Below are 23849 nucleotides of genomic sequence, written 5' to 3'. Positions count from 1 at the left end.
ATTGGACCCAGAGCCCTCGAGTTTTATTCCATTGTTTTTTGAAGTGGATACTGTAACAATTGTTAATTTATCAGTACTCATCGTTTTATTAATTTCCACCGCACTTGTCTCAGGAGCGGAGGCAGCTTTCTTTTCACTGTCATCTACAGATATTCAATGTGAATTAGAATCCAAGACAAGGCATGGGAAAACCATTGTGAGGCTAATAGAAAAACCTAAAAAACTTTTGGCCACCCTAATGGTAGCCAAAACTCTTTTTAACTTGAGTTTTGTGCTGCTGTTCATCTCCGTGGGGGATCGGCTGTTCCCAAGTTTTGAAAAAGAACTGTTCGGGGTAATAGAACTGCGGCTTGTTATAGAACTTGTCATAGTCACCTTTTTGATATTGCTTTTAGGTGAAATACTTCCAAAACTCTATGCGAGTAAAAATAATTACAGGTTTGTTCATTTAATGGCTAATCCAATAAATATTTTGGATAAAATTCTTACCCCAATCAATAGACCAATGCAAGCCATAACTTTGTACTTTCACGAGCGTTTGGGAAAACAGAAATCGGATATTTCCGTGGATCAGCTATCCCATGCTCTGGAAATCACAACTGAAGGTGATACCACCGAAGAAGAACAAAAGATACTACACGGGATCGTATCTTTTGGAAATACAGATACCAGGCAGGTAATGCAACCTAGAATCGATGTTTTTGCTCTAGGTGAGCACATGGAGTTTTCGGAAGTAGTTAAGCAAATCGTTAAAAATGGCTATTCCAGAATTCCAGTTTACAAAGAGAATATGGATACAGTAACGGGCGTGTTATATGTAAAGGATCTGTTGCCACATATCGATAAAAAAAACTTTGACTGGATTTCATTAAAAAGAGATGCCTATTTTGTTCCAGAAAATAAAAAGCTTGATGACCTATTAAGGGAGTTCCAAGATTTGAAAATTCACCTAGCTATTGTCGTAGATGAGTATGGTGGGACATCAGGGGTTGTGACATTAGAAGATATCATTGAAGAAATTGTCGGAGACATAAGCGATGAATTTGACGATGAAGATCTAGTGTACTCTAAGTTAGATGAAAAGAATTTCGTTTTTGAAGGCAAAACGGTGTTAAAGGACTTTTATAAGGTCATTGCCCTTGATGATGAATCAGCATTCGAAGATAATAAAGGAGAATCAGAAACCATTGCTGGTTTTGTGTTGGAAATCGCTGGAAGCTTTCCTAAAAAAGGGGAAAAAGTAATCTTTAACGACATCACTTTTGTAGTGGAAGCTTTGGATAATAAGCGTATTAAACAAATTAAAGTTACAATAGATTGAGAATCTTAAGATATATATGGTCACTTATTGGCCTAGCAGTAATGGTGTGTTCATGTGCTGATGATCCGATTCCAAAACCTCAGGCTGAACTCAAACTTGAATTCCCACAGCCTGCCTACCATAATATTTCAAAAGGATGTCCATTTGTTTTTCAATCAAATGTCAATGCAAGGGTGAGCTCAAAAAGTGATTGTTCTATGCTCATAGAGTATCCTAAAATGAATGCTACCATGTATATAACATATAAAAAAGTGCACCAAGATTTGGATGTATTGCTAAGGGATGCTCAAAAACTCACCTATGAGCATGTGGCCAAGGCTGATAATATCACAGAACAGCCTTTTGTAAATACAAAGGGAAGTGTATATGGGATGTTTTATGTCATAACTGGAGATGCTGCTTCAAATTCACAATTTTATCTAACGGATAGCACAAGTCATTTTGTGACGGGTTCTTTATATTTTAAGGCAAAACCCAATTATGACTCTTTGTTACCAGCTGTGGTGTATCTGCAGAACGACATCCGTAAAATCATGGAAAGTTTTAGTTGGACCGTTGTTAATTAATTTTTGGCTAAAAAAAAGTCCTCTGAGATAAACTCAAAAGACTTCTTTGTTATTTACATTTTTTTAAAAGATAGTGGAATTGCTTTAATTTCCTAGCAAGCTCTTTGCATTTGCAATACTGGATTCGATTTGCTTCTTAAGCTCATCTACCTCTTGTTGTTCTTGATCTAAAAGTTGCTGCTTTTGCTCTGTGAGTGGTTTACCTCTTAGAATTTCATCGACATCAAATTTAGCTCCAAAATCCTTCATCCAGTCCATCATAGCTGTATGTGAGGCTGCAAGATCATCAATTGCTTTTTGATACTTTGCGCTTGACTCACTGCTGTCGATTTTGGTTTCTAATTCACTCATCAGGCTTGATATATCACTCATTTTAGGCATTAAATTATCATGTACCGCCATCACTTCTTCCATTTGAGTAGGCCCTTCTGATTTCTTTTCACCATTTTTACAAGATATTACTGCCATGGTTAAAATCAATAATAATAAACTAAATTTCCTCATATTTTTTAATTTAATGTGACCGATTTACGGTAGGTTCTCAATTGTTCAAAAATAAGGATTATTATCACACTCAGGCCAAATAGTGGTAATAAGAGACAAAGAAATCCAATAATTATGCACATTCCAATTCCTAAAGAAAACTTCTTAGGAACTTTGGGAACACCTAGGCTATTTTTTCTTTTTCTAAGGCAATAGGAGATTATGGCAGAAAGACTCATTGCGAGTAATAAAAAGGAGGTAATTAGCATTAGGATCCAGTTCCATTGGCCGAATTTCCCTTGATGAAAAGCCATAACCCACATACGACCCTGCATAAGAATACCAACATCTGCCCAGGTATGTTCCTTTAATAGTTTACCGCTATAAGGATCAAAATGGTACTTGCTTTGCTTGCTGAGATCTTTGTAGTAAGTGTTCTGGACGCTGAACACCCCTTTTTCACTTTTCGGAAATGATACACTTACTGTTCCTGGGAGCTGTAATGAATTAGCTTTTTCAACAATGGCATCTAAAGAAACCATTTCAGTACCTTGCGCGTAATTGTTTTGTGAGTAACTATTCCATGTAGTAGGATATCCCGTTTGGGTTTGTTCTTGTATCCATTTAAATCCCCCTCCAAATACATCGGTCCAAGGAAGCCCGCCAGCAAGAATAAGAAGAAAAAGAGCCGATAGCCAGAAACCCGTGATAGCGTGAGCATCTCTAAAAAAAGTGCGGCGACCACTTTTAATTCGTGGTATAAAGTAAGATTTTAACCTCCAAGAATCCTTGGGCCACCAGACATAGAGCCCCGTAATAATTAAGACGACCATCCAGCTCCCTATCAGTTCTATAATTTTAGTCCCATAGCTTCCCAAAAGGAGCTCTCCATGGAGCTTTCTCACCTTGTACATGTCTGTACTGCGTGTTTCAATTATTCCAGTGGCAACCCCTTTATAAGGATCAATGTAAAGGCTGTGATGGGTTTCAAACATGCCTGATACAAATTCTGTAGCTTGATTATCCGCCTTAGGAATAACCATTGAGGAGAGATGCTGCTCTGTTTGAGTCTTAGCTACTTCCCATTGTTGTTGGTAGGAAAGTGATTTTGATGTGACAGCTACTTCTTTATAAGATAGAACATCCTTTTGCTCATAGGTGTCTTTGAACAAATAGATGATCCCGGTTGTAGATAGTAGAACTATAAAAGGAAGTGCAATGATTCCTGAGAGAAAATGCCACTTCCACATCCATTTATTTAACTTTTTATTTTTCATTTTCAATACTTAAAATTTGTAACGAACTCCGAGATGGAATGCGCGTGGTCCTCCAGGCTCATAATTATTCTCATTGGTGTACACATTGTAGGAAGCCCGAGTGGAGTAGAGACGGTCAAAAATATTTAATGCATGCATCCAAAGCACCAGGTTTTTCAAACTATAGCTAGCCGTTAGATTAAAAATATGATGGCCTCCATAGGTGGAAGTGCCTAAATTTCCATCTTGATTTTGGCGTTGATTCTCCAGACTAGTATTATAGGAACCTACCAATTCATATTCCAATCCGAGATCAAGTTTAGGTAAGTATGAAGGCGTATAATTTACCTGGGTAATTCCTAATAGTTGTGGTGCAGTTTCCATGTTAGAGTTTGAATAATCTACACCAGAATCGTAAAATTCTAAATAACGATGATTGGCAAAACTACCATTATGTGAAATTCTTAATTCTGGTAATATAGTATAGTTAATCCCATATTCTATACCGTATGATCGTGTTTTACCTGCATTGGAATTATAGTACTGATCTTGATCATTTCTAAGGGTAACCAAGGTGTTTTTCCCATCCAGGACATATAGGGCAAAATCAACTTTCCATTTCCTTGAAGCAAAATAACCTCCAACTTCATAGTTGTTATATCTAGAAGGTTTAAGACCTAGGATTTGCCCCTCGATTTCAACATATTTGTTTCTGTACAGGGTTGAGGTTTGCGGAGGTGAAAATCCATTGGCGTAATTGATGTACAAACCTGAATTTTTGCTGAAGTTATAGTTGAGTCCGATTTTAGGTGAAAAATTGTTGTAATTATTAACAGCATCTGCTGCTCCAACCTGTCCATCTAATTGATTGTCGTAATCATAATTGAAGCCATCGTATCGTAACGCTGTGGTGAATTTAAGATTGGTCATAGGGTTAAATTCAAATTGTGCGTAGCCTGCATAATTTAAAATATTTGCCTTATAGTTCAAGATATAATCCCCTTGATTTATCCTATATGCACTGTTTTTAGCAGTTTGTGTGTCTACTGTTACCTCTATAGTTTGAGCTAGATACCTTTGAGGAGAATAGTCAATGCTTGATCCTAGTATAAGGGATGCATTAGCTAAATTAAAATCAATTTTGTGTTGGATCAAACCAACAATACTTTGAAAACGATCTGAGTTAATTTCTCCTTCTCCTTTACCGGTAAGTTCTCCTTGCTCACGGAATTGCCGAATTCTGTAAGAGGGGATTTGATCCGTTTGATTATCTCTTAAAATTACATTGAAGGTAGTTTTGCTTCGATCATTCCAGTACTTATTCAAAGTGCTTTTTAATCGAAACGCATTAGCGCTACGCTCAGTGAAAGTCTGATCACTTATGTAATCCCCGGTGTTATAATCTGATTCTGTTAAGGATCCAGAAGTATCTGTGCGATAATCGATCAGATCGATGGTATTTATCCAAGTGGTGGAGGAATTAAAGTGATAAACGGTCTTAAAGGTGGTCGAGAATTTCTCGTAATCACTGTGTCCTATAGGGCCGTTATTTCGTTTAGTGTACTGGCTACCTAGATAATAACCAAACTTTTCATTTGCATAATCAGATACTTCCAGAGTGTACTTTGATAGCCCAAGATCGTTTATTTGAAACCCCAAACTCCCACTAAAATCTCTGCTGGGATGCTTAGTGATAAAGTTAAAACTCCCTCCAATGGCTTCACTTCCATAAATGCTCGAAGCTGGCCCTTTTAAAACCTCTACTCGGTCAAAAGAAACATCATTCATTTCAAGTAAAGCGTTGTGGTTGAACACTGCGGTCGGACGAATTGGAATACCATCCTCTAAATATAAAAAGAGGGACTTGGTAGAGATCGGAGATCGAACCGAAGTCATATGCTGTTCATTTCCCGAAGCTACAGAGCTGGACATAAATACTCCAGGGGCTTGATTTACGATTTGTGTTATTGTGAATGGTTTTAATTCTTCCAATCTCCCAGATGTAATTACTGAAATAGCACCTGGAATTTCTGCCCGCTTTTGAGCTTCTCTACTAGCTGAGACAATAATCTGTTGTAGTTCCTCTTGGGATTGCTTAAGTACAATTGTATTGTTTCCAGGTTGTAGTGTAACAACCACGGATTGATATCCCATAGCCGTTATGTTGACCTCTTTGTGGTCAAGTTCTATAGTGAATTCTCCGTTGATGTTTGTGGCAACACCAATAGAAGGATTCGTGCTGGACTGAATACTAACCCCACTAATTGGGTGTTCGCCCGTATCCATTATCCGTCCATTGTAAGTGGTTTGTGCGATAGTTTGAATGCTTATTCCAAGGTATAGAATAAGCACAAATATGTGTTTCATTTTTTGAGTTAAATGTGTAAATTGTATAATCGTAATAGTGCGATTATATAGTTAAATATATCTTTATTGATGGGTAAGAGTTCAATTCCATTCAGTCTAGTAAACCCAGTTTAAAAAATTAGGTAAACCTCATATCAAATCACATCCAAAAAAGGTCCTGGGTGAATTCTTACAAAAGGGAAAAATATACTAACATCCAATGGGAGGGTGGAACAAACTATCATTAAATAGGGAGCTGTATTGCCTTGTGTAAATAGTGTTGTTTTTAGTTTTAAAGCTCAGCTGAGTGACAGAAGGAATATGGAGTACTTGAACAAAACCAATGGGATATTCTCTAAGATCAATCGCTGGAAGATTTTGTTTCTTTTGTTGATTTTCCTCTTCTAACATTTCCATAAGGTAACATTTACCATTACAGTCCATCTCAGGTTTGTCCTTATTAATACACAAATACTCTGCAATGTAATCTTGATTGATAACATAGTCGAATACTGGCATTACAGGCTTAAGCATGGCAAGCATGTAAAGAAATGTAAACGCTATTGGAATCCATCTTGTTTTCACAAGTAAAACATGTTATAAAAAGAACTACAAAGGAAATCATTTTAAACTTAATTTTAGGATCTTTGTCGTCAAAAGATTGATTCTATGGATGAAAATAAATTAAAGTGGGTTTACCTGCTTTTTTTGTCTGTAATTTGGGGTAGTTCCTATATATTAATTAAAAAAGGTCTTATAGGATTAACCCCTATTGAGTTGGGGTCTCTTCGGGTATTGTTTTCTGCTATTTTCCTTTTTTGCATCGGTTTTAGATCTGTCTTCCAATTAACCTTAGTGCAATGGAAGTGGGTCGCTCTATCTTCCTTTTGCGGTATATTAGCACCTGCTTATTTGTTCGCTTTTGCAGAAAAAGAAATTGACAGCAGTATCGCGGCGATATTAAATTCATTGGTACCATTGTTTACCATCCTGATCGGATTTGTAGTTTTTAAAATTCGGTTTAAGGGCAATCAATTAGTAGGTGTTATCATTGGTCTGATAGGTGCAATTCTGCTCATTGTACAAGGAGCACGAATTAATCCTGGTCAAAATTATTATTATGCCTTGTTCGTTGTTCTTGCAGCTTGTTTATATGCCACAAATGCAAATGTGATCAAATCGAAACTTCAAGATGTTTCTGTAATGGCAATGTCGGTAGGGAGTTTTGTGGTTATAGTAATACCTGCCTTAGTTATTCTAATTTACACTGGCTTTTTTGATTCCTATACTTTCCAGGAGCCTAGGGTTGTAAATTCGTTGATCTATGTGGCCATTTTAGGAGTAGTTGGAACTGGTATTACCATTATTGTTTTTAATCGGTTGATCCAGATTACGTCACCTGTATTTTCCACCTCGGTGACCTATTTAGCACCTGTTGTGGGAATACTATGGGGTGTTTTGGATGGGGAGAAGTTTGGCTTGGTTCATCTCGGGGCAACGGGAGTTATACTCTTAGGAGTATATGTGGTAAATTCCAATAGGACTAAGAAAAAAGAAATCCCACGACCTGGTCATTTAGACTGAGTCGGGGATTTCCAAAGAGTTTATTACGTTGCTGGATTACTTAAAATCTTCAGCTGTAAATTCGATATTGATCAAGGCTTCTGAAAGCGTGTTTTCAACTGGCATTCCTCCAATAGAAGCTTTCTTTAATGAAGGTAGTTTAATACCGTCAAATTCTTTATAATCAAATAAGAAAGCTTCATTCGTTTGACTTTGGCCACTCATTGAAGTAATGGACTGTTCTTTGAGCTTAAGTCCGCTTTCTACATCATAAAAATAAGAGGTAGTAATAACCTCCCCTGGAACATCGATCTGATAGGTGTCTTTTCCTTCAACTTTGGCAATGCCTGCAAGGGTAACGCTTTGGTTACTGAGCAACTTAAGCTCTGGGAACACACCTACGGCGTTCTGCAGATCATTAATCATCTCAGGTGAAACAGGTACCGTGTTAGGTCCTTGTTTAATGATAGTTTCCTGGTCGTTAATAAGTACAGACATCATTGGATTACCATTCATGTTTATTATCTGAGCATAATTGTCCGAAGTTCTTTTTTCGATAATTTCTAACGACCCTCCGTTAAAGCTTGTGGTATAGGTGGTTTGTATGGAATTTAAACCTGCAACCTTGTCTTTACCTCCAATAGCATTTAAATAACTATCTAAAACGCTTTGAACCGTGACCCCTTCAGGAACATTTTGCTCATAGTTAGGCTTTTCAACAGGGAAGGCATAGGTGTCAAAGTATAACATAGGAATACCAGTGGCTTCTAGTTTAGAGGCTACTTCACTACCTTTCCCTGCGATAACTACTCGAGCATTATCCGCTTTGAAGTATTTATTAGCCACCCGTTGTACGTCTTGGGCAGTAACAGCATTTATTTTTTCAAGATAAGTTTTGTAAAAGTCCTTAGGAAGATCTTTTGTTTCGATATTAAGCGCATATCGAGCTACAGTAGAAGGGTTTTCTAGAGCAAGTACAAAATTACCAAGGTATTTTGCTTTAGCATTTGCTAAATCTTTTTCAGAAACCTTTTCAGTACGTATACGTTTGATCTCTTTGAAGAATTCTACAACAGCGCTATCAGTAACTGCATTTCTCACGCTTGTAGAGGCTGTGAAAGAAGAGGCATTATGGGTATTTGTTTTTAAACTAGATCTAGCACCATAAGTAAACCCGTGTTTTTCCCTTAAGTTCATATTCAAATAACTAGAGAAACTACCTCCTAAAATGTGGTTAGCAATTAGTGCAGCATGATAGTCAGGATCACTCATCTTTAGATCCACCATGTTAGTGACCTCGATTTCCGATTGAACAGCATTTGGCATGTCAATGAAATTGATCTGAGAATACTGAACATCCTTAGGCGCAGAATACGCATACTGTGGTGCTTTCTCAGCTTTCCAATCGGAGAAATACTCTTTTACAAGTTTTTTCGTCGCCTTTCCATCCACATCTCCTACAATCACCAAATATGCATTTTCCGGTTTAAAGTAGGTGTTGTAAAATGTGATTACATCGTTGAGTTGAACATTGTTAATCGATTCTTCAGAGATGAACTCACCATATGGATGATCTAAACCAAAAGCCAAAGCGCTAGAAACTCTTCTTTGAATAACAGCGACATTTTTTTCTCCTGATTTGACACCCTCAATAAGTTGAGTTTTCTTTTTATCAAATTCCTCTTGTGAGAATACTGGGTTAATAGCTCCATCGGCAAGAAGCTCTAATATTTCTGGAAAGTACTTAGAGAGTGAATTTGCCCCTGCACTTTGAGATCCGTACCATATACTGGCACCAAGATAATCTACTTTTTCATTGAAATCATCTTTGCTGATTTCAACAGTTCCTGTGCCTAACATATCTCCTGTAAGAGAAGATACACCCGCTTTGTCACCTTCCACAATTGGGCTATTGTCAATTGTGAGTGTCATAGAGACTTTGGGTAATTTATGGTTCTCAACCACCATTACCTTTAGGCCATTGTCAAGTTTAAATGTATATGGTTTTTCTATGTTTATCGTAGGAGCAGGCCCTGGTGTGGGTTGAACCGATCTGTCGATTTGTGCAAAAGTAAGACTTGCACAAAAACTTAGAAAAAATGTGAATATAGTTGTCTTCATTTGAATTAATTATTTGTTGGTTGTGGAAGATACTCCAATCTTAGACGTTGGCTCTTTTGCAGGTATTTGTTTGCGACTTCTTTGATGTCCTCTCTACTAATTCCGCGATAAATTTCAATCTCTGAATTGATGAGATTCGTATCGTCGTACAACATATAATAGGTGGCTAAAGAACTCGCAATTCCTGACATGCTTGAATTGGAACTCACAAAATCATTTTCCATTTTATTTTGTAATTTCTGAAAATCCGACTCAGAGATTAGATCCGTTTGAACCTTTGTAATCTCAGCATCGATTTCTTTTTCGAGCTGCTCTAGTGGAATCTCTCCCAATGGAAGAGCGAATATGTTGTACATACTATAGTCTTCCATGGTTCTGTTGAATGCAAAAACTTGTAAGGCTGATTTATTTTCATCCACCATGGTTTTGTACAATTTAGAGGTTTTACCATCACTTAGGTATGTAGCAATCATATTTAGAACATAAGAATCACGCTCGGTCATTGCTGGTGTTCTATAACAAAGGGCAAGCGCCGGAATTTGAATGTTTGAATCATATTCCGTTGCTGTGATTTGCTCTGTAATTGGATCTTCTTTTGCGAAATCTCTTTCAACTGGTTCACCTTTGGGTATAGGACCAAAATAGTCGTTAATCATTTTTTTGACCTCAGGTACATCGATATCTCCCGCCACTACTAAAACAGCATTGTTAGGCACATAATATTTGTCGTTAAATGCTTTAAATTCCTCAAGGGTTGCAGCATCCAAATGTTCCATTGATCCAATGACACTAAACTGATAAGGATGTTTTTTGAAAAGATGGGGTTGAACTGCAATGCCATAACTTAAAGCGCCATAAGGTGAATTGTCAATTCGTTGTCTTTTTTCCTCTTTAACAACTTCGTTCTGGGTATCAACACCGATTTGATTAATCACTGGTTGTAATAATCTCTCGGATTCCATCCATAAACCTAGTTCAACGTTGTTTGAAGGGAATACCTCATAGTAATAAGTTCTATCAGCTGTAGTATTCGCATTGTTGCTTCCACCATTGGCACTGACGATATTAAACCATTCTCCTCTTTCAATATTTTCTGTACCTTCAAATAAAAGGTGTTCAAAGAAGTGTGCAAAACCTGTTCTTTCTGGGTTTTCATCTTTAGCACCTACATGGTACATCACAGAAGTAGTTACAACTGGAGCAGTATTGTCTTGATGAAGGATCACATGCATCCCGTTGGCCAGATCATACTCCTCAAACTCGATTTGCTGTGCTGGTGAAGACCAATACAGCATTGAAAAAATCGCGATTGCGATTAAATTGTTTCTCATAAGTAAATTGGTTTGTTATTTGCGTTTTTTTTAATCTCTGTAAGTTAATATACTAACAGAAACGATTAAAATTGTGTCGAAATTTAGTAAAAATATTGCATTCTACAGCGAATTATTGAGCTTATTTTCTTTGGTGAAGCTCTGATTTAATTGGGGATTTCCGTAATACTTAGAACAAAATTACAATCTATCTCAAGTTTGGATGAAATACATTTTCGAATTGCTAAAACCACCATGAAAGAAACAAGCGTTTTAGTGAATTATTTTTTTTTGAACTTGGTTCACAGTATAGGGCTTTATAAAATGTTTTGTTTTTTAATACATTCAATCGTTATTTTTTGTACTTTAAATGTCGTAATATCAAATTTTTAGCTCATGAACCCAGAAAGATTGTATATCAGGTATGGGCTTTTCATCGCAATTGCTTTGATCGCCTATTTTTTAATTCTTAAACTAGTAGGATTACACGAAGTGATATGGCTACGACTTCTCAATGGAGCTATAGTGGCTTACGGCATATTCGCCGTTATTCGTATGAGAAGGATTTTGGAAAAGGATGATTTTCACTACCACAATGGATTTAAAACAGGGGTAATGACTGGTTTTTTAGCCACAATAACCTTTGTTTTGTTTATGGCTATCTATATGTATCACATCGACACCCTATTTGCTGAAAGTATCATCAATACTTGGATTCGGGATTATAATCAAGGTCCTGGAGTTCTGGTGTTTATCCTTCTTATAGAGGGTTTTGCATCCACGGTGGTCCTGACTTTGGCTTTTATGCAAAAGTTCAAGCCGAGCTGGAACCTAAAAAAAACATTCCAAAAGGCATAAAAACATTTGTTCTTTAATGATTTAGAAGTATATTTGCACCCGCTTAATTTTATTAGGCAAGGTTATATATTGATAAATTATTAATTCATAAGCTATGTATGCAATTGTAGAGATAGCAGGGCAGCAATTTAAAGTTGCGAAAGATCAAAAGGTTTTTGTACACCGTTTGGCTTCTGAAGAAGGAGACAAAGTTTCATTTGACAACGTACTTTTGTTGGATAATGACGGTGATGTAACCATTGGCGCCCCAGCTATAGACGGAGCCGCAGTAGAGGCGAAAGTCATCAAGCACCTAAAAGGTGATAAGGTAATTGTTTTTAAGAAGAAAAGACGTAAAGGTTTTCGCAAGAAAAACGGACACAGACAATCTCTTACTGAAATAGTTATTGAGAACATCGTAGGTAGTGGTGCTAAAAAAGCAGCTCCTAAGAAAAAGGCTGCTCCTAAAAAGGAAGAAGCTGCAGTAGAGGCTAAGCCTGCTGCTGAAAAAGCTGCTCCTAAGAAAAAAGCCGCTTCCAAAAAAGGAGACGATTTGAAAAAAATTGAAGGAATCGGACCTAAAGCTGCTGAGGCTTTAGTAAACGCTGGAGTTGACACTTTCGCTAAATTGGCGAAGAAGTCAGCTGATCAGGTAAAAGAAATTTTAACTGAAGCAAGCTCAACACTTGCACATTTGGATCCAGGTACATGGGCTGAACAAGCTGATCTAGCTGCCAATGACAAGTGGGATGAATTGAAAGAATTACAAGATCAATTAAACGGAGGAAAATAATTCTCTTAATTGGTTTTAAAATAAAGTTTAACAAATCTTGGATTGCACAAGATATTAAAACACAATAGAAATGGCACACAAAAAAGGTGTTGGTAGTTCCAAGAACGGTAGAGAATCAGAATCGAAACGCTTAGGTGTTAAGATTTTCGGAGGACAAGCCGCTATTGCTGGAAATATCATCGTAAGACAAAGAGGTACTTCACACAACCCTGGTGAGAATGTATATATGGGGAAAGACCATACATTACACGCTAAGGTTGATGGTGTTGTGAAATTTGTAAAGAAAAGAGATAACAAATCTTATGTTTCAATAGTTCCTGCTGAAGCATAATTAGATTCGAATCTTATATAGAAAAACCTTCCACCTCGGAGGGTTTTTTTGTACCCTTGTTTTTAATCATTATTTAAAATTCAGTTAATCTTTTGGTTATCCTTACCTCTTATCTTTCTAGAATTAATTTTTTACAATGCATTGTTGGGTAAGGTTTCTTCAAATTCTCATTTGTACAGCGTCGTGTTTAATCCTTTCTATTAGTAGTTATAGTCAAGATGATGTATCTAGTACAACGCGGGCTGATAGTGTGTATGTCAAGCTTAAAAAGTCTCTGGAATGGGCTCAGGAGCAAGATGAACCTGAACTCATTGCTCAGAGTTTAATCGCCTTTGGCGATTTTTACACGCGAAACGAGGCAGTCAATCAGGCTCTCTTTAATTATCAAAAAGCGGCTGGTTATCTTTCTGAAAAAGATACTTCTCTAGTTTATATTCAACTGCAATCTGGTAAAATTCAATTCCGATTAAGGCAGTATTTAAGTGCTTTAGATTACTTTAATAAGGGGCTTGAATTAGCTCAGAGTATTGGTTATAAGAATGGTGAGGCCATGTGTGCAGGTTTCATAGGAAGTTGTTATGAGAAACTAAGTCTTTATGATAAAGCGATAGTGTATCAGAACGCGAGCCTTGATCTGTTCAAAGAACTTGAACATGCATCAGGGTTAGCCTTAGCTCATGAAAATCTAGGGAGTATTTATGAGGACATGGAGAATTTTGATAAAGCCTTGACCTATTTCGAAAAGGCATTGTTCTTCACCAATGCGAAGACCGACACTGATCGATATATTAATATACGTAACAATATCGCTGATATTCGTCGTAAGACGGGAGATTTTAATCGCGCTCTGGATGAAAGCCAGAAGGTATTGGAGTTGGCGCTCAAGCACCGTAATCAACATCAAATTGAAAGTGCTTATAAAGACATCTCCAAAGTACTATATGAACTCAAAGCCTATCAAAAAGCCTTTTTGAATCTCAAATTATCGGATTCTATAAATGAAGCTATCCTTCAAGATCAAAATAGGCAGCAGATCAATGCCTTGCAGTCTTTGTATGATGCGAAAACAAAAAATGCAAGGATCGAAGTGTTGCTCAAGGAAAATGAGATAGGCAAGGTGCAAAATCGTGTACTGTGGTTGGGAGTGATATTGCTGTTTACACTTGCAGGGGGAAGCTATTTCTATCAACGCAACCACAAAAAGCAACAACTTAAAATTTCGAGTTACAAGCAAAAAGTATTGGAGGCCGAACTTGAGAACAAGCGGATGGAGCAGCAGAACATGGCTCGTGAAATCGAATTAAAGACATCGTCCCTTTCCAATTACAGCCTCAATCTAGCACAGAGAAACAAAACGTTAACCACTATCGCTCGTACCCTTACCAATATCAAAGGAAGGAAACAGATGGATATAGATCAGAAATTAACTGAATTGGTAGCGGAGATTACAAAGGAAGTTTCTGAAAAAAGAGAGTGGGAGCAGTTCATGGAATACTTTGGACAGATCCACCCTTTGTTTATCAAAAAATTACAGCAATGTTCAAATTCAAATATATCGGCCTCTGAATTGCGACTTTGTATGTTGATCAAGTTGAATATGACTTCTATTGAAATAGCTGAAGTTTTAAAAGTAACTCCGGATAGTATTCGGGTGGCACGATATCGTCTGAGAAAGAAACTACCCATTGATAAAGGGCAAAAACTAGGGGTTTTTTTACTTCAAATTACATAGGAACCCTTCAAGATTAGCCCTGTGTTATTCCAATGTTAACACGATTTAAATGTTGCCTTTATGTTGTAGGTTAAAAAGCAGTTTGATTACATTTTGTTGTCATCAAATTGACGCCTTAGATCTAGGTGTGCTATAGTTTTGTCCGTAAAACAAACCATATTTTATGAGTGCTTTAAAACAACTATTAACAGTCGCAATTGTCGCCTTGTTTACCACTGCTTTGAGTGCGCAAGAAGGACATATTCAAGGGACGATCAGGGACGAAAATGGAATCTACGTACCTGGGGCAACCATTTTAGTTCAAGACACCGATCTAGGAACTGTCTCTGACATAAATGGACGATTTACCCTACTCTCTGTTCCGGCAGGTGAACGAGAACTAACAATTAAATATTTAGGTTTTCAGGACATTCACCATCAAGTTTCGGTGATTCCAAATCAAACCATTTCAGCAGACTTGGTATTAGAATCAAGTCCTATTGAACTGGAGGGAGTGGAGGTTTCTACCTTCGGATTTGGCGGACAGTCTAAGGCGCTAAATACTCAAAAGAACAATACCAATATTACCAATGTGGTATCTACCGACCAGATCGGGAAATTTCCGGACGCCAATATTGGGGACGCTATTAAACGTATTCCGGGAATTACCATGCAAATGGACCAGGGAGAGGCTAGGACAATTATAGTTCGGGGTCTATCTCCTCATCTTAACTCGGTTACCCTTAATGGTAGTCGGATACCGTCGGCAGAGGGGGATAATAGGGATGTTCAAATGGATCTTATTCCATCTGATATGATACAAACCATTGAGGTGAGTAAAGCAGTTACTCCTAAAATGGATGGGGATGCTATTGGCGGATCTGTGAATTTGATCACCAGAACTGCACCCCAAGGATTTAGGCTTTCTGCAACTGCTGGCTCAGGTCTTAATTTGATCAACAACAAAAGAATTTTAAACGGATCATTTCTAGTGGGTGACCGTACTGCAGACAAGAAATTTGGATGGATGGTTTCGGCATCCATCAACGACAATGATTTTGGATCTCATAATGTGGAGGCGGAATGGAGTGATGAGTTTGAGTATAATACGGGGATGTTGGATGCTGACGGAGAAGAAATTATTGAAGAGCAAAAGGTGAATCCTTATAATAGCGTATATGAAGTACGAAATTACATGGTGCAACGGACTCGAAGGAGCTTTTCTGTTAATATGGATTACAAGCTGGATCAAAACAATACGGTTTATTTCAAAAGCATGTATAACTGGAGGGATGATAGAGAAAACCGCCTGGCATATTCAAACGAAATCCTTGATGGGGAAGATATCGGATTAAATGATTTTACAATAGACGATCAAGGCAACTTGCTTCGATTTCCGGTAGAGGCCACGCGCGAAACAAAAGGTGGTGCTCGTGGAGGTAGAAACGAAAATGCTCGTTTGGAAGATCAACGTATGCAGAACTACAGTGTAGGTGGTGAGCACCTTTTTGGAAAACTTAAATTTGATTGGATGACTTCTTATGCTAAAGCCTCTGAGGTGAAGCCTAATGAGCGGTATATAGGTTATGCCAGTGAGTTTAGTGTTCTAAGGAGTTTGGACACCAAAAAACCATTATTTACTCCTGAAAACATGGAAGATGCAGCCTTGAGTAATTTCGAGTTAGATGAACTTACCGAAGAGCAGCAAGATACCGAAGAAGAGGATATTAATGCGTTTGTAAACTTTGAACTTCCACTTCATCTTTTTGGTGATCAGGGTAGCTTACAATTCGGTTTGCGTACAAGATTAAAATCCAAAGTAAGAGAGAACTCCTTTAAAGAGTATACGCCAATGACTAATGGATATGAGTTTTTGGATCAAGTCGAGACCCATTCTTATAGTGATCCGGACTTTCTTGCAGGAGAAAAATATCAGGTGGGTAGTTTTGTTACACCAGAGTTTTTAGGTTCCATGGACTTGAATGACCAAAGTCAATTTGAAATGGAATCCGTGCCGGATGAGTACCTGCGTGCCAATTTTGACGTGGACGAAAATGTTTATGCAGCTTATGCAATGACCACTCAAAATATTACGGATCGCTTGAGCGTTCTAGCAGGACTACGCGTTGAAAAAACAGATATATCTGCCACAGGTAACAGCATACTTGATCAAGAGGATCGAATAGGGGAGATCACTAAAGAAAGTTCCTATACCAATTTTATGCCAAGTATACATTTGAAGTATAACTTCACACCTCAAACCATTTTAAGGTTTGCGTGGACCAATACACTTTCTCGTCCAAATTATATCGATCTTGTACCATATCTGGACATCGTTGCTGAGGATAAAGAAGTTTATTTGGGTAATGCCGATCTGGACCCCACCACTGCAATGAACTTTGATCTTATGGCTGAACATTACTTTAGAAACGTAGGAATCATTTCTGCTGGAGCTTTCTTTAAAAAGATTGATGATTTCATATACACTTCCGTATTAGAAGCCTCTGATGCTAGCTATGGTGAGGGAACAGAAGGGTTTGAGATCTATCAGCCCCACAACGGAGAAGAAGCTAATGTATATGGTGCGGAATTTAGTTTTCAGCGACAGTTGGACTTTCTCCCTGGATTTGCGAAAAACTTCAATTTATATCTGAATTACACCTATTTGGCCTCAGATACCAATGGAATTACAAATGAAGACGGAGAACTCCGAGAAGATATGGATCTTCCAAGTACCTCGCCCCATATGTTTAACGCTTCACTTGCCTATAGTCATTCAAGATTCAACATTCGTTTGTCGTCAAATTTCGCAGATTCTTATATTGATGAAATTGGTGGAAATAGCTTTGAAGACCGCTACTACGACAAGCAATTATTTTTAGATTTGAACCTGAGCTATAGCGTGACTCCAAACTTAAGTCTGTATGTGGATTTAAATAATATTACGAATCAACCGCTAAGGTACTATCAAGGAAATCGACAAAGAACCATGCAAATGGAGTACTATGAAAAACGTCTTACTTTTGGATTGAAGTACGACTTATTTAAAAATTAACTAAACGCTCAAATTGTATACAAATGAAAAATGTTATTTATAGTTTATTGACAGTAATTTTAATGGTCGGATGCAAACATAAAAACCAACTCCCTGCCATTGCCCCTGATGTGATTACAGAAAACACATTACATGATACGGATGACCCTGCTATTTGGGTAAATCGAAAAGATCCTTCAGCCAGTATCGTTTTTGGAACTGATAAGGATACTGACGGTGCGGTCTACGCCTTTGACTTGCAAGGGAAGGTTATTGAAAACAAAACCTTACGTGGGTTAAAGAGACCCAATAATGTGGACATTCGCTATGATTTTAAATTGAACGATTCTACGCTGGTAGATGTCATGGTATTTACAGAGCGCGAACTCCAACAATTCCGTATGTTTTCCGTTCCGGACATGAAACCTATTGACGGGGGTGGTTTTCCGGTATTCACCGACTCAACTGAGCCCGAACACAATCTTCCTATGGGGATTTCCTTGTATCACTCACCTAAGGACGGCGCCATGTATGCTATTGTAGGTAGAAAGGCAGGGCCATTGGAGGGATACTTGCATCAATATCTTCTTAAGCCAAGTGAAGGTAAAGTCAAAGCAGAATTGGTTCGCGAATTTGGGAAATTTAGTGGAAACAAAGAAATTGAAGCCATTGCAGTTGATGATGCCAATGGTATAGTGTACTATTCGGATGAAGGCGAGTGTATTCGTAAATACTATGCAGAACCCTCTAAAGGTAACCAAGAGCTATCTTGTTTTGGAGCATCGTACTTCAGGGATGATATTGAGGGTATTGCTCTGGCCAATGGAGTAAACGGTAAAAACTACATTATTGTTTCAAATCAACAAAATCACTCTTTTGTCATCTTTGACAGCAGTGATTTGAGTTTTGTAAAGGAAGTGAATCTTAGCACTATTGAAACCGATGGTTGTGAGGTAACTACTACAGCTTTAGGCAGTGCCTTTCCTAATGGTTTATTTGTTGCGATGAATGATGAACGTAACTTTTATTTCTATGATTTAGGGAGAATATTGTAAGAATTCGGAAAAATTTGCTATTAAATTATAATATTATTAATATCTTAGGATAACTAATTTTATCAAAATAAGAGTATTATGAAAAAATCTGTAATTTCTGCATGTTTAGCAATGGCAGTGTTATGCTCAAGTTGCTTAGGATCGTTCAGCGCATTTAATGGTCTAAAAGATTGGAATCACCAAGTTTCGAGTAACAAATTTGTAAATAACTTGGTTTTCTGGGTGCTTTGGATTGTCCCTGTATATGGAATCTTTATGCTTGGAGATTTAATAATCTTCAATACTATTGAATTCTGGACTGGTTCAAACCCGATCGCTATGAAGCCAGGTGAGAAAGAAACGCAAATTGTAGTTGACAATGGCAACACTTTCAAAATGGTAGCTACTCAAAATAGAATGGAGATCGAAATCGTTGATGGTCCAAGAAAAGGAGAGCGTGTAGATTTAGTCTACAAGCCAAGTGAAAAATCTTGGAGTGCTATCAAAGCAGATGGTGAAGTTATTCAGTTAGCCACTATGAAAGATGGTATGTATGTAGTGAACCTTCCAAATGGGGAAGCAGTTGAAATTAACCCTAATATGACCAAAGAAGAAGCGATAGCTCAAATACAAGCTAAATCTGATTGTGAGTATGAAGAGGCAATGTTTGCTTTGGCAAAATAAGAATTTACAATAAAGATACTTGAAGACCTTAGATCTTCATAGTTCAGACATGTAAAAACAGGAGGCTAACAAAAAAGTCTCCTGTTTACATTTCTATACTGGAGTAATGGGCGTTGTAATACAGGAATTTGGAATGCCAAAGCCATCTACTAAAGTATTTACATGTGGCCTTAGCTCTGAACACAACCGTTCCACTCTATTTCTAATAGCTTTAGACTTAGTTCCACTAATGTAGCCTTGTTCTAGGTACCAAGCCGCATTGTCATGGATCTCACTAAGGGCAAACAATGTTCCTAGTTTACCAAATAAAAACTTCAGGTCATTGCTCTGAATGGTTTTTGTGAAATCAAGAAACGCCTTGTAGGATAGCTCTTCACTATAGGCCTTGCCAAGTTCAACCAAATGCGTTTGAACTTTCAAAAAAGCCTGATATGATGGAATGCCCTTTTTGGTGTAATTCTGAATTCTCGAAGCTACGGAAAAGGTTAGTCTACGTCTTTTGTATTCTAGGGCATTCACATGGAATTCACTATCATAGAGGTGATCCTTATCAGTTTTGTTGGTGAAAATTGGATTGAAAGTAGTAAGGCGATCCGATAGTTGAGTGCCTAGATATTTTAGGATATCTCTGTAATGATCACTGTTGAATTCTGTTTTAAAATTAGTCAATATTCCCTTGGCTGCCAATTGAATTAAAACAGTGTTATCCCCTTCAAAGGTGGTGAATATATCGACATCGCCTTTAATACTGGAAAGCTTGTTTTCAGACATATACCCTTGTCCTCCGCAGGCCTCTCTACACTCTTGTATGCAATTATTCGCAAACCAAGTAATGGTAGATTTTAATGCCGCAGCCTGGGTTTCAATTTCCCTTCGATTCGATGTGTCTGAATTGGCATATTGAGTTATTAATTTCTCTAATACAAAGTGATAAACATAAGACTTTGCGATAGGTTTTATCAGTCGTAATTGATGCGTTGGATAATCCATAATTAGATCTTCCTGTATCTTTTTATCACTGTTAAATTGTCTGCGATTCAAGGCGTATTTAACCGCTATGGCCAACGCTTTTTTAGCGCCACTCAAAGCGCCCTTTCCGACACAGATTCTTCCTCCTACCAAAGTACCTAACATAGTAAAGAAACGTTTGTTTGGATTCTCAATATCCGAGTGGTATTTCCCTTGTTGGTCAATGGAGCCAAATTTGTTTAATAAGTTTTCTCTTGGAACTACGACATTGTGAAACCAGATTTTTCCATTGTCTACGCCATTTAATCCTAATTTGTAACCGTTGTCTTTAACTCGGATGCCTTCTAGAAGTGTTCCATCCTTATCGCGTAATGGGACTAGAATAGCGTGAACTCCATGGTTTGTTCCCTCCACTATTAGCTGAGCAAAAACCGTTGCCATAGTGGCGTCAAGGGCATTTCCGATATAAATTTTATTGTCATTCTCTGAAGGAGTATGGATAACAATGCTATCGCTTTCTTTAACATAGGTTGCAGTGGTTTTTACACCTCTAACATTGGATCCATGTCTTGTTTCTGTCATGGCAAAACAACCTAAAAGTTCTGCATTTCCTGCGGCCTTTAGATATTTATCATGGTGAAACTTGGTTCCTAAATTAGCAATACTTCCGCCAAAAAGTCCAAACTGCACTCCAAACTTAATGGTTAAACTTCCGTCAACAAACATGAGATTGTCGAATATTGAACCATAGGCAGGCATATTTCCAGTGCCGCCATATTCAGGTTCAAAGGCCATAGCTCCATAACCTGCATCAGCGAGTTCTTTGAGTTGTCTTCGTACCCAATCACGTTGTTCTTCTTTGGTTGGACGTACTTCCCATTTAAAGGATGGTTTGCTTATCAGTTTTCTTAAAGGATCAATAGCTTCTTTGTGTGTTGATTTAAGCAGGTTGTCTATTTCTGCGGCCTTGTAAAAAGAGGCTGTATGGGAGGTGTCTTTTTGTACCTCAAATAAATGGTGATAGTGGTTTGGTTGAATTCCAAGATTGATCTCTATGAATTTTAGATGCGGATCTACTTGATCTACTGCCTGATCCTTATTGGCCCATCGAACTGAGAAAAGACTTAAAGGATAGGAGTCGCTTTCGATAAGAGGAATATCAGAATGATCAATAAGTTGTTTCCATTTTAGCATGGTTTGATCCGAAGGTGGATTGTCTGGATCAATCCAACGTTTTATTTGATTTTCCTCTTCGCTCTTTAGCTCATCGCCTTCTAAAGCTTTAGTGAAAACTGAAATTTCTGAAGGAGAAAAAAGGTCGTCTGACCATATCACGTAAAGAAACGGGATGTATTTTAAAAGATTCGATGTGTACTGCAGTTTTTCCATAGATCCAAGGTACGAATTATTATAGAATTTACGGATTTTTAAAAACTCGATAGCGGGCTGGTCGTAACACTGATGCTTTTGTTTTATCTTTGCCTTATGAATGAACATTTAGACCCTACAGGAGAACACTTTTCTGCGGAAGAGGTTGATTTTGAGAGAGCTTTACGGCCTTTGAGTTTTGATGACTTTACTGGGCAGGAGCAGGTGTTGGAAAATTTAAAGGTTTTTGTTCAGGCGGCGAACTTGCGTTCAGAAGCTTTAGATCACGCCTTATTTCACGGTCCTCCAGGACTAGGGAAAACAACCTTGGCTTATATTTTGGCCAATGAATTAGGTGTGGGGATTAAGGTGACTTCAGGGCCGGTGTTGGATAAGCCAGGAGATCTCGCTGGCTTACTGACTAACCTGCAAGAACGCGATGTTCTTTTTATAGATGAAATACATCGCTTAAGTCCTATCGTTGAAGAATATTTGTATTCGGCTATGGAGGACTATAAGATAGATATTATGATTGAATCGGGTCCAAACGCCCGTACCGTTCAAATTAATCTTAACCCTTTTACTTTAATTGGTGCGACCACTAGGTCAGGACTTCTGACCTCGCCCATGCGCGCACGTTTTGGAATTAACTCCAGGCTACAGTATTACAGCACCGAATTACTAGCTGATATTGTTCAGCGGAGTGCACAAATATTAAAAGTGCCTATCTCAATGGAGGCGGCCATAGAAATTGCGGGAAGAAGTAGAGGAACCCCGAGAATTGCAAACGCCCTTCTAAGAAGAATTCGTGATTTTGCACAGATTAAAGGCAATGGATCTATTGACATCGAAATTGCGAAATTTGGACTTAAAGCGCTAAATGTAGACGCCTACGGTTTAGATGAAATGGATAATAAAATACTTCTCACCATTATCGATAAATTTAAGGGAGGCCCCGTGGGAATTACAACTCTGGCTACCGCTGTTTCGGAAAGTGCTGAAACTATAGAGGAGGTATATGAACCGTTTTTGATTCAACAAGGTTTTATCATGAGAACTCCTCGAGGCAGGGAAGTCACTGAACTCGCCTATAAACATTTGGGTAAGATCAAAGGTGGAATTCAAGGAGGTTTGTTTTAATGGATTTAAGAGCGAAACATACCCAATGGATTAAAAACCAAGCCAAAGCACTCGGTTTTATGTCATGTGGTATATCCAAGGCTGATTTTTTAGAACAAGAAGCACCGCGATTGGAAAAGTGGCTTTCTGAGAGTAAAAATGGTCAGATGCAGTACATGGAGAATCACTTTGATAAACGGCTCGATCCACGTAAATTAGTAGAAGGTTCTAAATCAGTCATTTCATTACTGTTGAATTATTATCCTTCCGAGATCCAAAAAGATAAACAAGCACCAAAAATTTCAAAATATGCTTACGGAGTGGATTATCATTTTGTTATAAAGGATAAGCTCAAAGAATTACTTTCCTTAATGCAAGATGAAATAGGAGATGTGCACGGACGTGCTTTTGTTGATTCTGCGCCTGTTTTAGATAAGGCATGGGCTGAGAGGAGCGGATTAGGCTGGAGGGGTAAGCATAGCAATATACTCTCCAAACAAGTGGGCTCTTTCTTTTTTATTGCTGAACTCATTGTAGATTTAGAATTGGAGTATGATAGCCCAGCAACCGATCACTGTGGAAGTTGTACCGCTTGTATTGATGCCTGCCCAACACAGGCCATCACAGAACCCTATGTTGTGGATGGAAGTAAGTGTATTTCGTATTTTACTATTGAATTAAAGGAACAAATCCCAACAGAGTTTTCAGGTCAGTTTGACGATTGGATATTTGGTTGTGATGTATGTCAAGACGTATGTCCATGGAATCGTTTTTCCAAAGCCCATAACGAACCCCTTTTCAACCCACATCCCAAATTATTAGATATGACAAAAAAAGATTGGGAAGAAATCACTGAAGATGTTTTTAGAGAAATCTTTAAAAAATCTGCCGTTAAAAGAACCAAATTTTCGGGACTTAGACGCAATATTGAGTTCTTAAGGTAAATTGCTATTGCAAAATATCCAATAGTTAGCGGAAATAATTATGAAAATTACCTGATTTA

The 23849-nt window shown here is 37.9% G+C and carries 19 protein-coding genes; 12 read left to right on the top strand and 7 right to left on the bottom strand.

Annotated elements, in window-relative coordinates:
• Nucleotide 1 precedes the first annotated feature (1 nt).
• Complete coding sequence (gene gldE / locus I215_RS00285; RefSeq protein ID WP_008989935.1) at nucleotides 2–1321, top strand: gliding motility-associated protein GldE; 1320 nt, start codon at nucleotides 2–4, stop codon at nucleotides 1319–1321.
• Between the two features lie 41 nt (nucleotides 1322–1362).
• Nucleotides 1363–1887, top strand: a complete 525-nt coding sequence (gene gldD / locus I215_RS00280) for a gliding motility lipoprotein GldD (protein ID WP_008989934.1) — start codon at nucleotides 1363–1365, stop codon at nucleotides 1885–1887.
• Between the two features lie 84 nt (nucleotides 1888–1971).
• Here gldD and I215_RS00275 read toward each other — a convergent pair whose 3' ends face one another.
• The 4 genes from I215_RS00275 to I215_RS00260 form a co-directional block, all read right to left on the bottom strand.
• Nucleotides 1972–2391, bottom strand: a complete 420-nt coding sequence (locus tag I215_RS00275) for a hypothetical protein (RefSeq protein ID WP_008989933.1) — start codon at nucleotides 2389–2391, stop codon at nucleotides 1972–1974.
• Nucleotides 2392–2396: 5 nt separating this feature from the next.
• Nucleotides 2397–3647: a PepSY-associated TM helix domain-containing protein gene (locus I215_RS00270; RefSeq protein WP_008989932.1), complete on the bottom strand. Its 1251-nt coding sequence runs from the start codon at nucleotides 3645–3647 to the stop codon at nucleotides 2397–2399.
• 9 nt (nucleotides 3648–3656) lie between these two features.
• A complete protein-coding gene (locus I215_RS00265) occupies nucleotides 3657–5993 on the bottom strand; it encodes a TonB-dependent receptor (protein WP_008989931.1) in 2337 nt (778 codons plus the stop codon).
• Between the two features lie 189 nt (nucleotides 5994–6182).
• Nucleotides 6183–6557 (bottom strand): hypothetical protein, encoded by a 375-nt coding sequence (locus tag I215_RS00260; RefSeq protein ID WP_237738905.1) that lies wholly within the window; start codon nucleotides 6555–6557, stop codon nucleotides 6183–6185.
• 84 nt (nucleotides 6558–6641) lie between these two features.
• On the opposite strand from I215_RS00260, the gene I215_RS00255 reads away from it, so the two are divergent.
• The gene (locus tag I215_RS00255) at nucleotides 6642–7556 is read left to right on the top strand and encodes a DMT family transporter (RefSeq protein ID WP_008989929.1); all 915 of its coding nucleotides are present in this window, start codon (nucleotides 6642–6644) and stop codon (nucleotides 7554–7556) included.
• A 36-nt stretch (nucleotides 7557–7592) separates the two neighbouring features.
• On the opposite strand, the gene I215_RS00250 is transcribed toward I215_RS00255, so the two are convergent.
• Together I215_RS00250 and I215_RS00245 are read right to left on the bottom strand one after the other, a co-directional pair.
• Complete coding sequence (locus tag I215_RS00250) at nucleotides 7593–9656, bottom strand: M16 family metallopeptidase (RefSeq protein ID WP_040459634.1); 2064 nt, start codon at nucleotides 9654–9656, stop codon at nucleotides 7593–7595.
• 5 nt (nucleotides 9657–9661) lie between these two features.
• The gene (locus I215_RS00245; protein WP_040459632.1) at nucleotides 9662–10987 is read right to left on the bottom strand and encodes a M16 family metallopeptidase; all 1326 of its coding nucleotides are present in this window, start codon (nucleotides 10985–10987) and stop codon (nucleotides 9662–9664) included.
• 375 nt (nucleotides 10988–11362) lie between these two features.
• On the opposite strand from I215_RS00245, the gene I215_RS00240 reads away from it, so the two are divergent.
• From I215_RS00240 to I215_RS00210, 7 genes are all read left to right on the top strand, one after another.
• Entirely contained in the window at nucleotides 11363–11824 is a 462-nt protein-coding gene (locus I215_RS00240; protein ID WP_008989926.1) for a DUF4199 domain-containing protein, read from the top strand.
• Nucleotides 11825–11918: 94 nt separating this feature from the next.
• Nucleotides 11919–12596, top strand: coding sequence for a 50S ribosomal protein L21 (rplU, locus tag I215_RS00235; RefSeq protein ID WP_008989925.1), 678 nt, complete (start codon nucleotides 11919–11921; stop codon nucleotides 12594–12596).
• A gap of 70 nt (nucleotides 12597–12666) precedes the next feature.
• Nucleotides 12667–12927 carry a 50S ribosomal protein L27 gene (gene rpmA, locus I215_RS00230; protein WP_008989924.1) on the top strand — a complete coding sequence of 87 codons (261 nt, stop codon included), beginning with the start codon at nucleotides 12667–12669 and terminating at the stop codon, nucleotides 12925–12927.
• A gap of 136 nt (nucleotides 12928–13063) precedes the next feature.
• Nucleotides 13064–14659, top strand: coding sequence for a tetratricopeptide repeat protein (locus I215_RS00225; RefSeq protein WP_008989923.1), 1596 nt, complete (start codon nucleotides 13064–13066; stop codon nucleotides 14657–14659).
• 163 nt (nucleotides 14660–14822) lie between these two features.
• The gene (locus tag I215_RS00220; protein ID WP_008989922.1) at nucleotides 14823–17693 is read left to right on the top strand and encodes a TonB-dependent receptor; all 2871 of its coding nucleotides are present in this window, start codon (nucleotides 14823–14825) and stop codon (nucleotides 17691–17693) included.
• 23 nt (nucleotides 17694–17716) lie between these two features.
• Complete coding sequence (locus I215_RS00215; RefSeq protein WP_008989921.1) at nucleotides 17717–18727, top strand: phytase; 1011 nt, start codon at nucleotides 17717–17719, stop codon at nucleotides 18725–18727.
• Between the two features lie 78 nt (nucleotides 18728–18805).
• Nucleotides 18806–19390, top strand: a complete 585-nt coding sequence (locus I215_RS00210) for a DUF3332 domain-containing protein (protein ID WP_008989920.1) — start codon at nucleotides 18806–18808, stop codon at nucleotides 19388–19390.
• 93 nt (nucleotides 19391–19483) lie between these two features.
• Here I215_RS00210 and I215_RS00205 read toward each other — a convergent pair whose 3' ends face one another.
• A complete protein-coding gene (locus I215_RS00205) occupies nucleotides 19484–21856 on the bottom strand; it encodes an acyl-CoA dehydrogenase family protein (RefSeq protein WP_008989919.1) in 2373 nt (790 codons plus the stop codon).
• On the opposite strand from I215_RS00205, the gene ruvB reads away from it, so the two are divergent.
• Both ruvB and queG read left to right on the top strand, forming a co-directional pair.
• Nucleotides 21845–22867, top strand: coding sequence for a Holliday junction branch migration DNA helicase RuvB (gene ruvB / locus I215_RS00200; protein ID WP_008989918.1), 1023 nt, complete (start codon nucleotides 21845–21847; stop codon nucleotides 22865–22867). The genes I215_RS00205 and ruvB overlap by 12 nt on opposite strands.
• A complete protein-coding gene (gene queG / locus I215_RS00195; protein WP_008989917.1) occupies nucleotides 22867–23790 on the top strand; it encodes a tRNA epoxyqueuosine(34) reductase QueG in 924 nt (307 codons plus the stop codon). The genes ruvB and queG overlap by 1 nt, the downstream gene beginning before the upstream one ends.
• The last annotated feature ends 59 nt before the right edge of the window (nucleotides 23791–23849 follow it).

It is taken from the genome of Galbibacter marinus (assembly GCF_000300875.1).
GTDB classification, from domain to species: Bacteria; Bacteroidota; Bacteroidia; order Flavobacteriales; family Flavobacteriaceae; genus Galbibacter; species Galbibacter marinus.
Note: the sequence above shows the minus strand (reverse complement) of the source record. Positions and strands in the feature narration are given on the sequence as shown.

What these genes read in the sequence shown, in the direction of transcription:
- gldD (WP_008989934.1), top strand. Translation starts at nt 1,363, where the DNA reads ATGGTGTGTTCATGTGCTGATGATCCGATTCCAAAACCTCAGGCTGAA.
- I215_RS00275 (WP_008989933.1), bottom strand. Translation starts at nt 2,391, where the DNA reads ATGAGGAAATTTAGTTTATTATTATTGATTTTAACCATGGCAGTAATA.
- I215_RS00270 (WP_008989932.1), bottom strand. Translation starts at nt 3,647, where the DNA reads ATGAAAAATAAAAAGTTAAATAAATGGATGTGGAAGTGGCATTTTCTC.
- I215_RS00265 (WP_008989931.1), bottom strand. Translation starts at nt 5,993, where the DNA reads ATGAAACACATATTTGTGCTTATTCTATACCTTGGAATAAGCATTCAA.
- I215_RS00255 (WP_008989929.1), top strand. Translation starts at nt 6,642, where the DNA reads ATGGATGAAAATAAATTAAAGTGGGTTTACCTGCTTTTTTTGTCTGTA.
- I215_RS00250 (WP_040459634.1), bottom strand. Translation starts at nt 9,656, where the DNA reads ATGAAGACAACTATATTCACATTTTTTCTAAGTTTTTGTGCAAGTCTT.
- I215_RS00245 (WP_040459632.1), bottom strand. Translation starts at nt 10,987, where the DNA reads ATGAGAAACAATTTAATCGCAATCGCGATTTTTTCAATGCTGTATTGG.
- I215_RS00240 (WP_008989926.1), top strand. Translation starts at nt 11,363, where the DNA reads ATGAACCCAGAAAGATTGTATATCAGGTATGGGCTTTTCATCGCAATT.
- rplU (WP_008989925.1), top strand. Translation starts at nt 11,919, where the DNA reads ATGTATGCAATTGTAGAGATAGCAGGGCAGCAATTTAAAGTTGCGAAA.
- rpmA (WP_008989924.1), top strand. Translation starts at nt 12,667, where the DNA reads ATGGCACACAAAAAAGGTGTTGGTAGTTCCAAGAACGGTAGAGAATCA.
- I215_RS00225 (WP_008989923.1), top strand. Translation starts at nt 13,064, where the DNA reads ATGCATTGTTGGGTAAGGTTTCTTCAAATTCTCATTTGTACAGCGTCG.
- I215_RS00220 (WP_008989922.1), top strand. Translation starts at nt 14,823, where the DNA reads ATGAGTGCTTTAAAACAACTATTAACAGTCGCAATTGTCGCCTTGTTT.
- I215_RS00215 (WP_008989921.1), top strand. Translation starts at nt 17,717, where the DNA reads ATGAAAAATGTTATTTATAGTTTATTGACAGTAATTTTAATGGTCGGA.
- I215_RS00210 (WP_008989920.1), top strand. Translation starts at nt 18,806, where the DNA reads ATGAAAAAATCTGTAATTTCTGCATGTTTAGCAATGGCAGTGTTATGC.
- ruvB (WP_008989918.1), top strand. Translation starts at nt 21,845, where the DNA reads ATGAATGAACATTTAGACCCTACAGGAGAACACTTTTCTGCGGAAGAG.
- I215_RS00205 (WP_008989919.1), bottom strand. Translation starts at nt 21,856, where the DNA reads ATGTTCATTCATAAGGCAAAGATAAAACAAAAGCATCAGTGTTACGAC.
- queG (WP_008989917.1), top strand. Translation starts at nt 22,867, where the DNA reads ATGGATTTAAGAGCGAAACATACCCAATGGATTAAAAACCAAGCCAAA.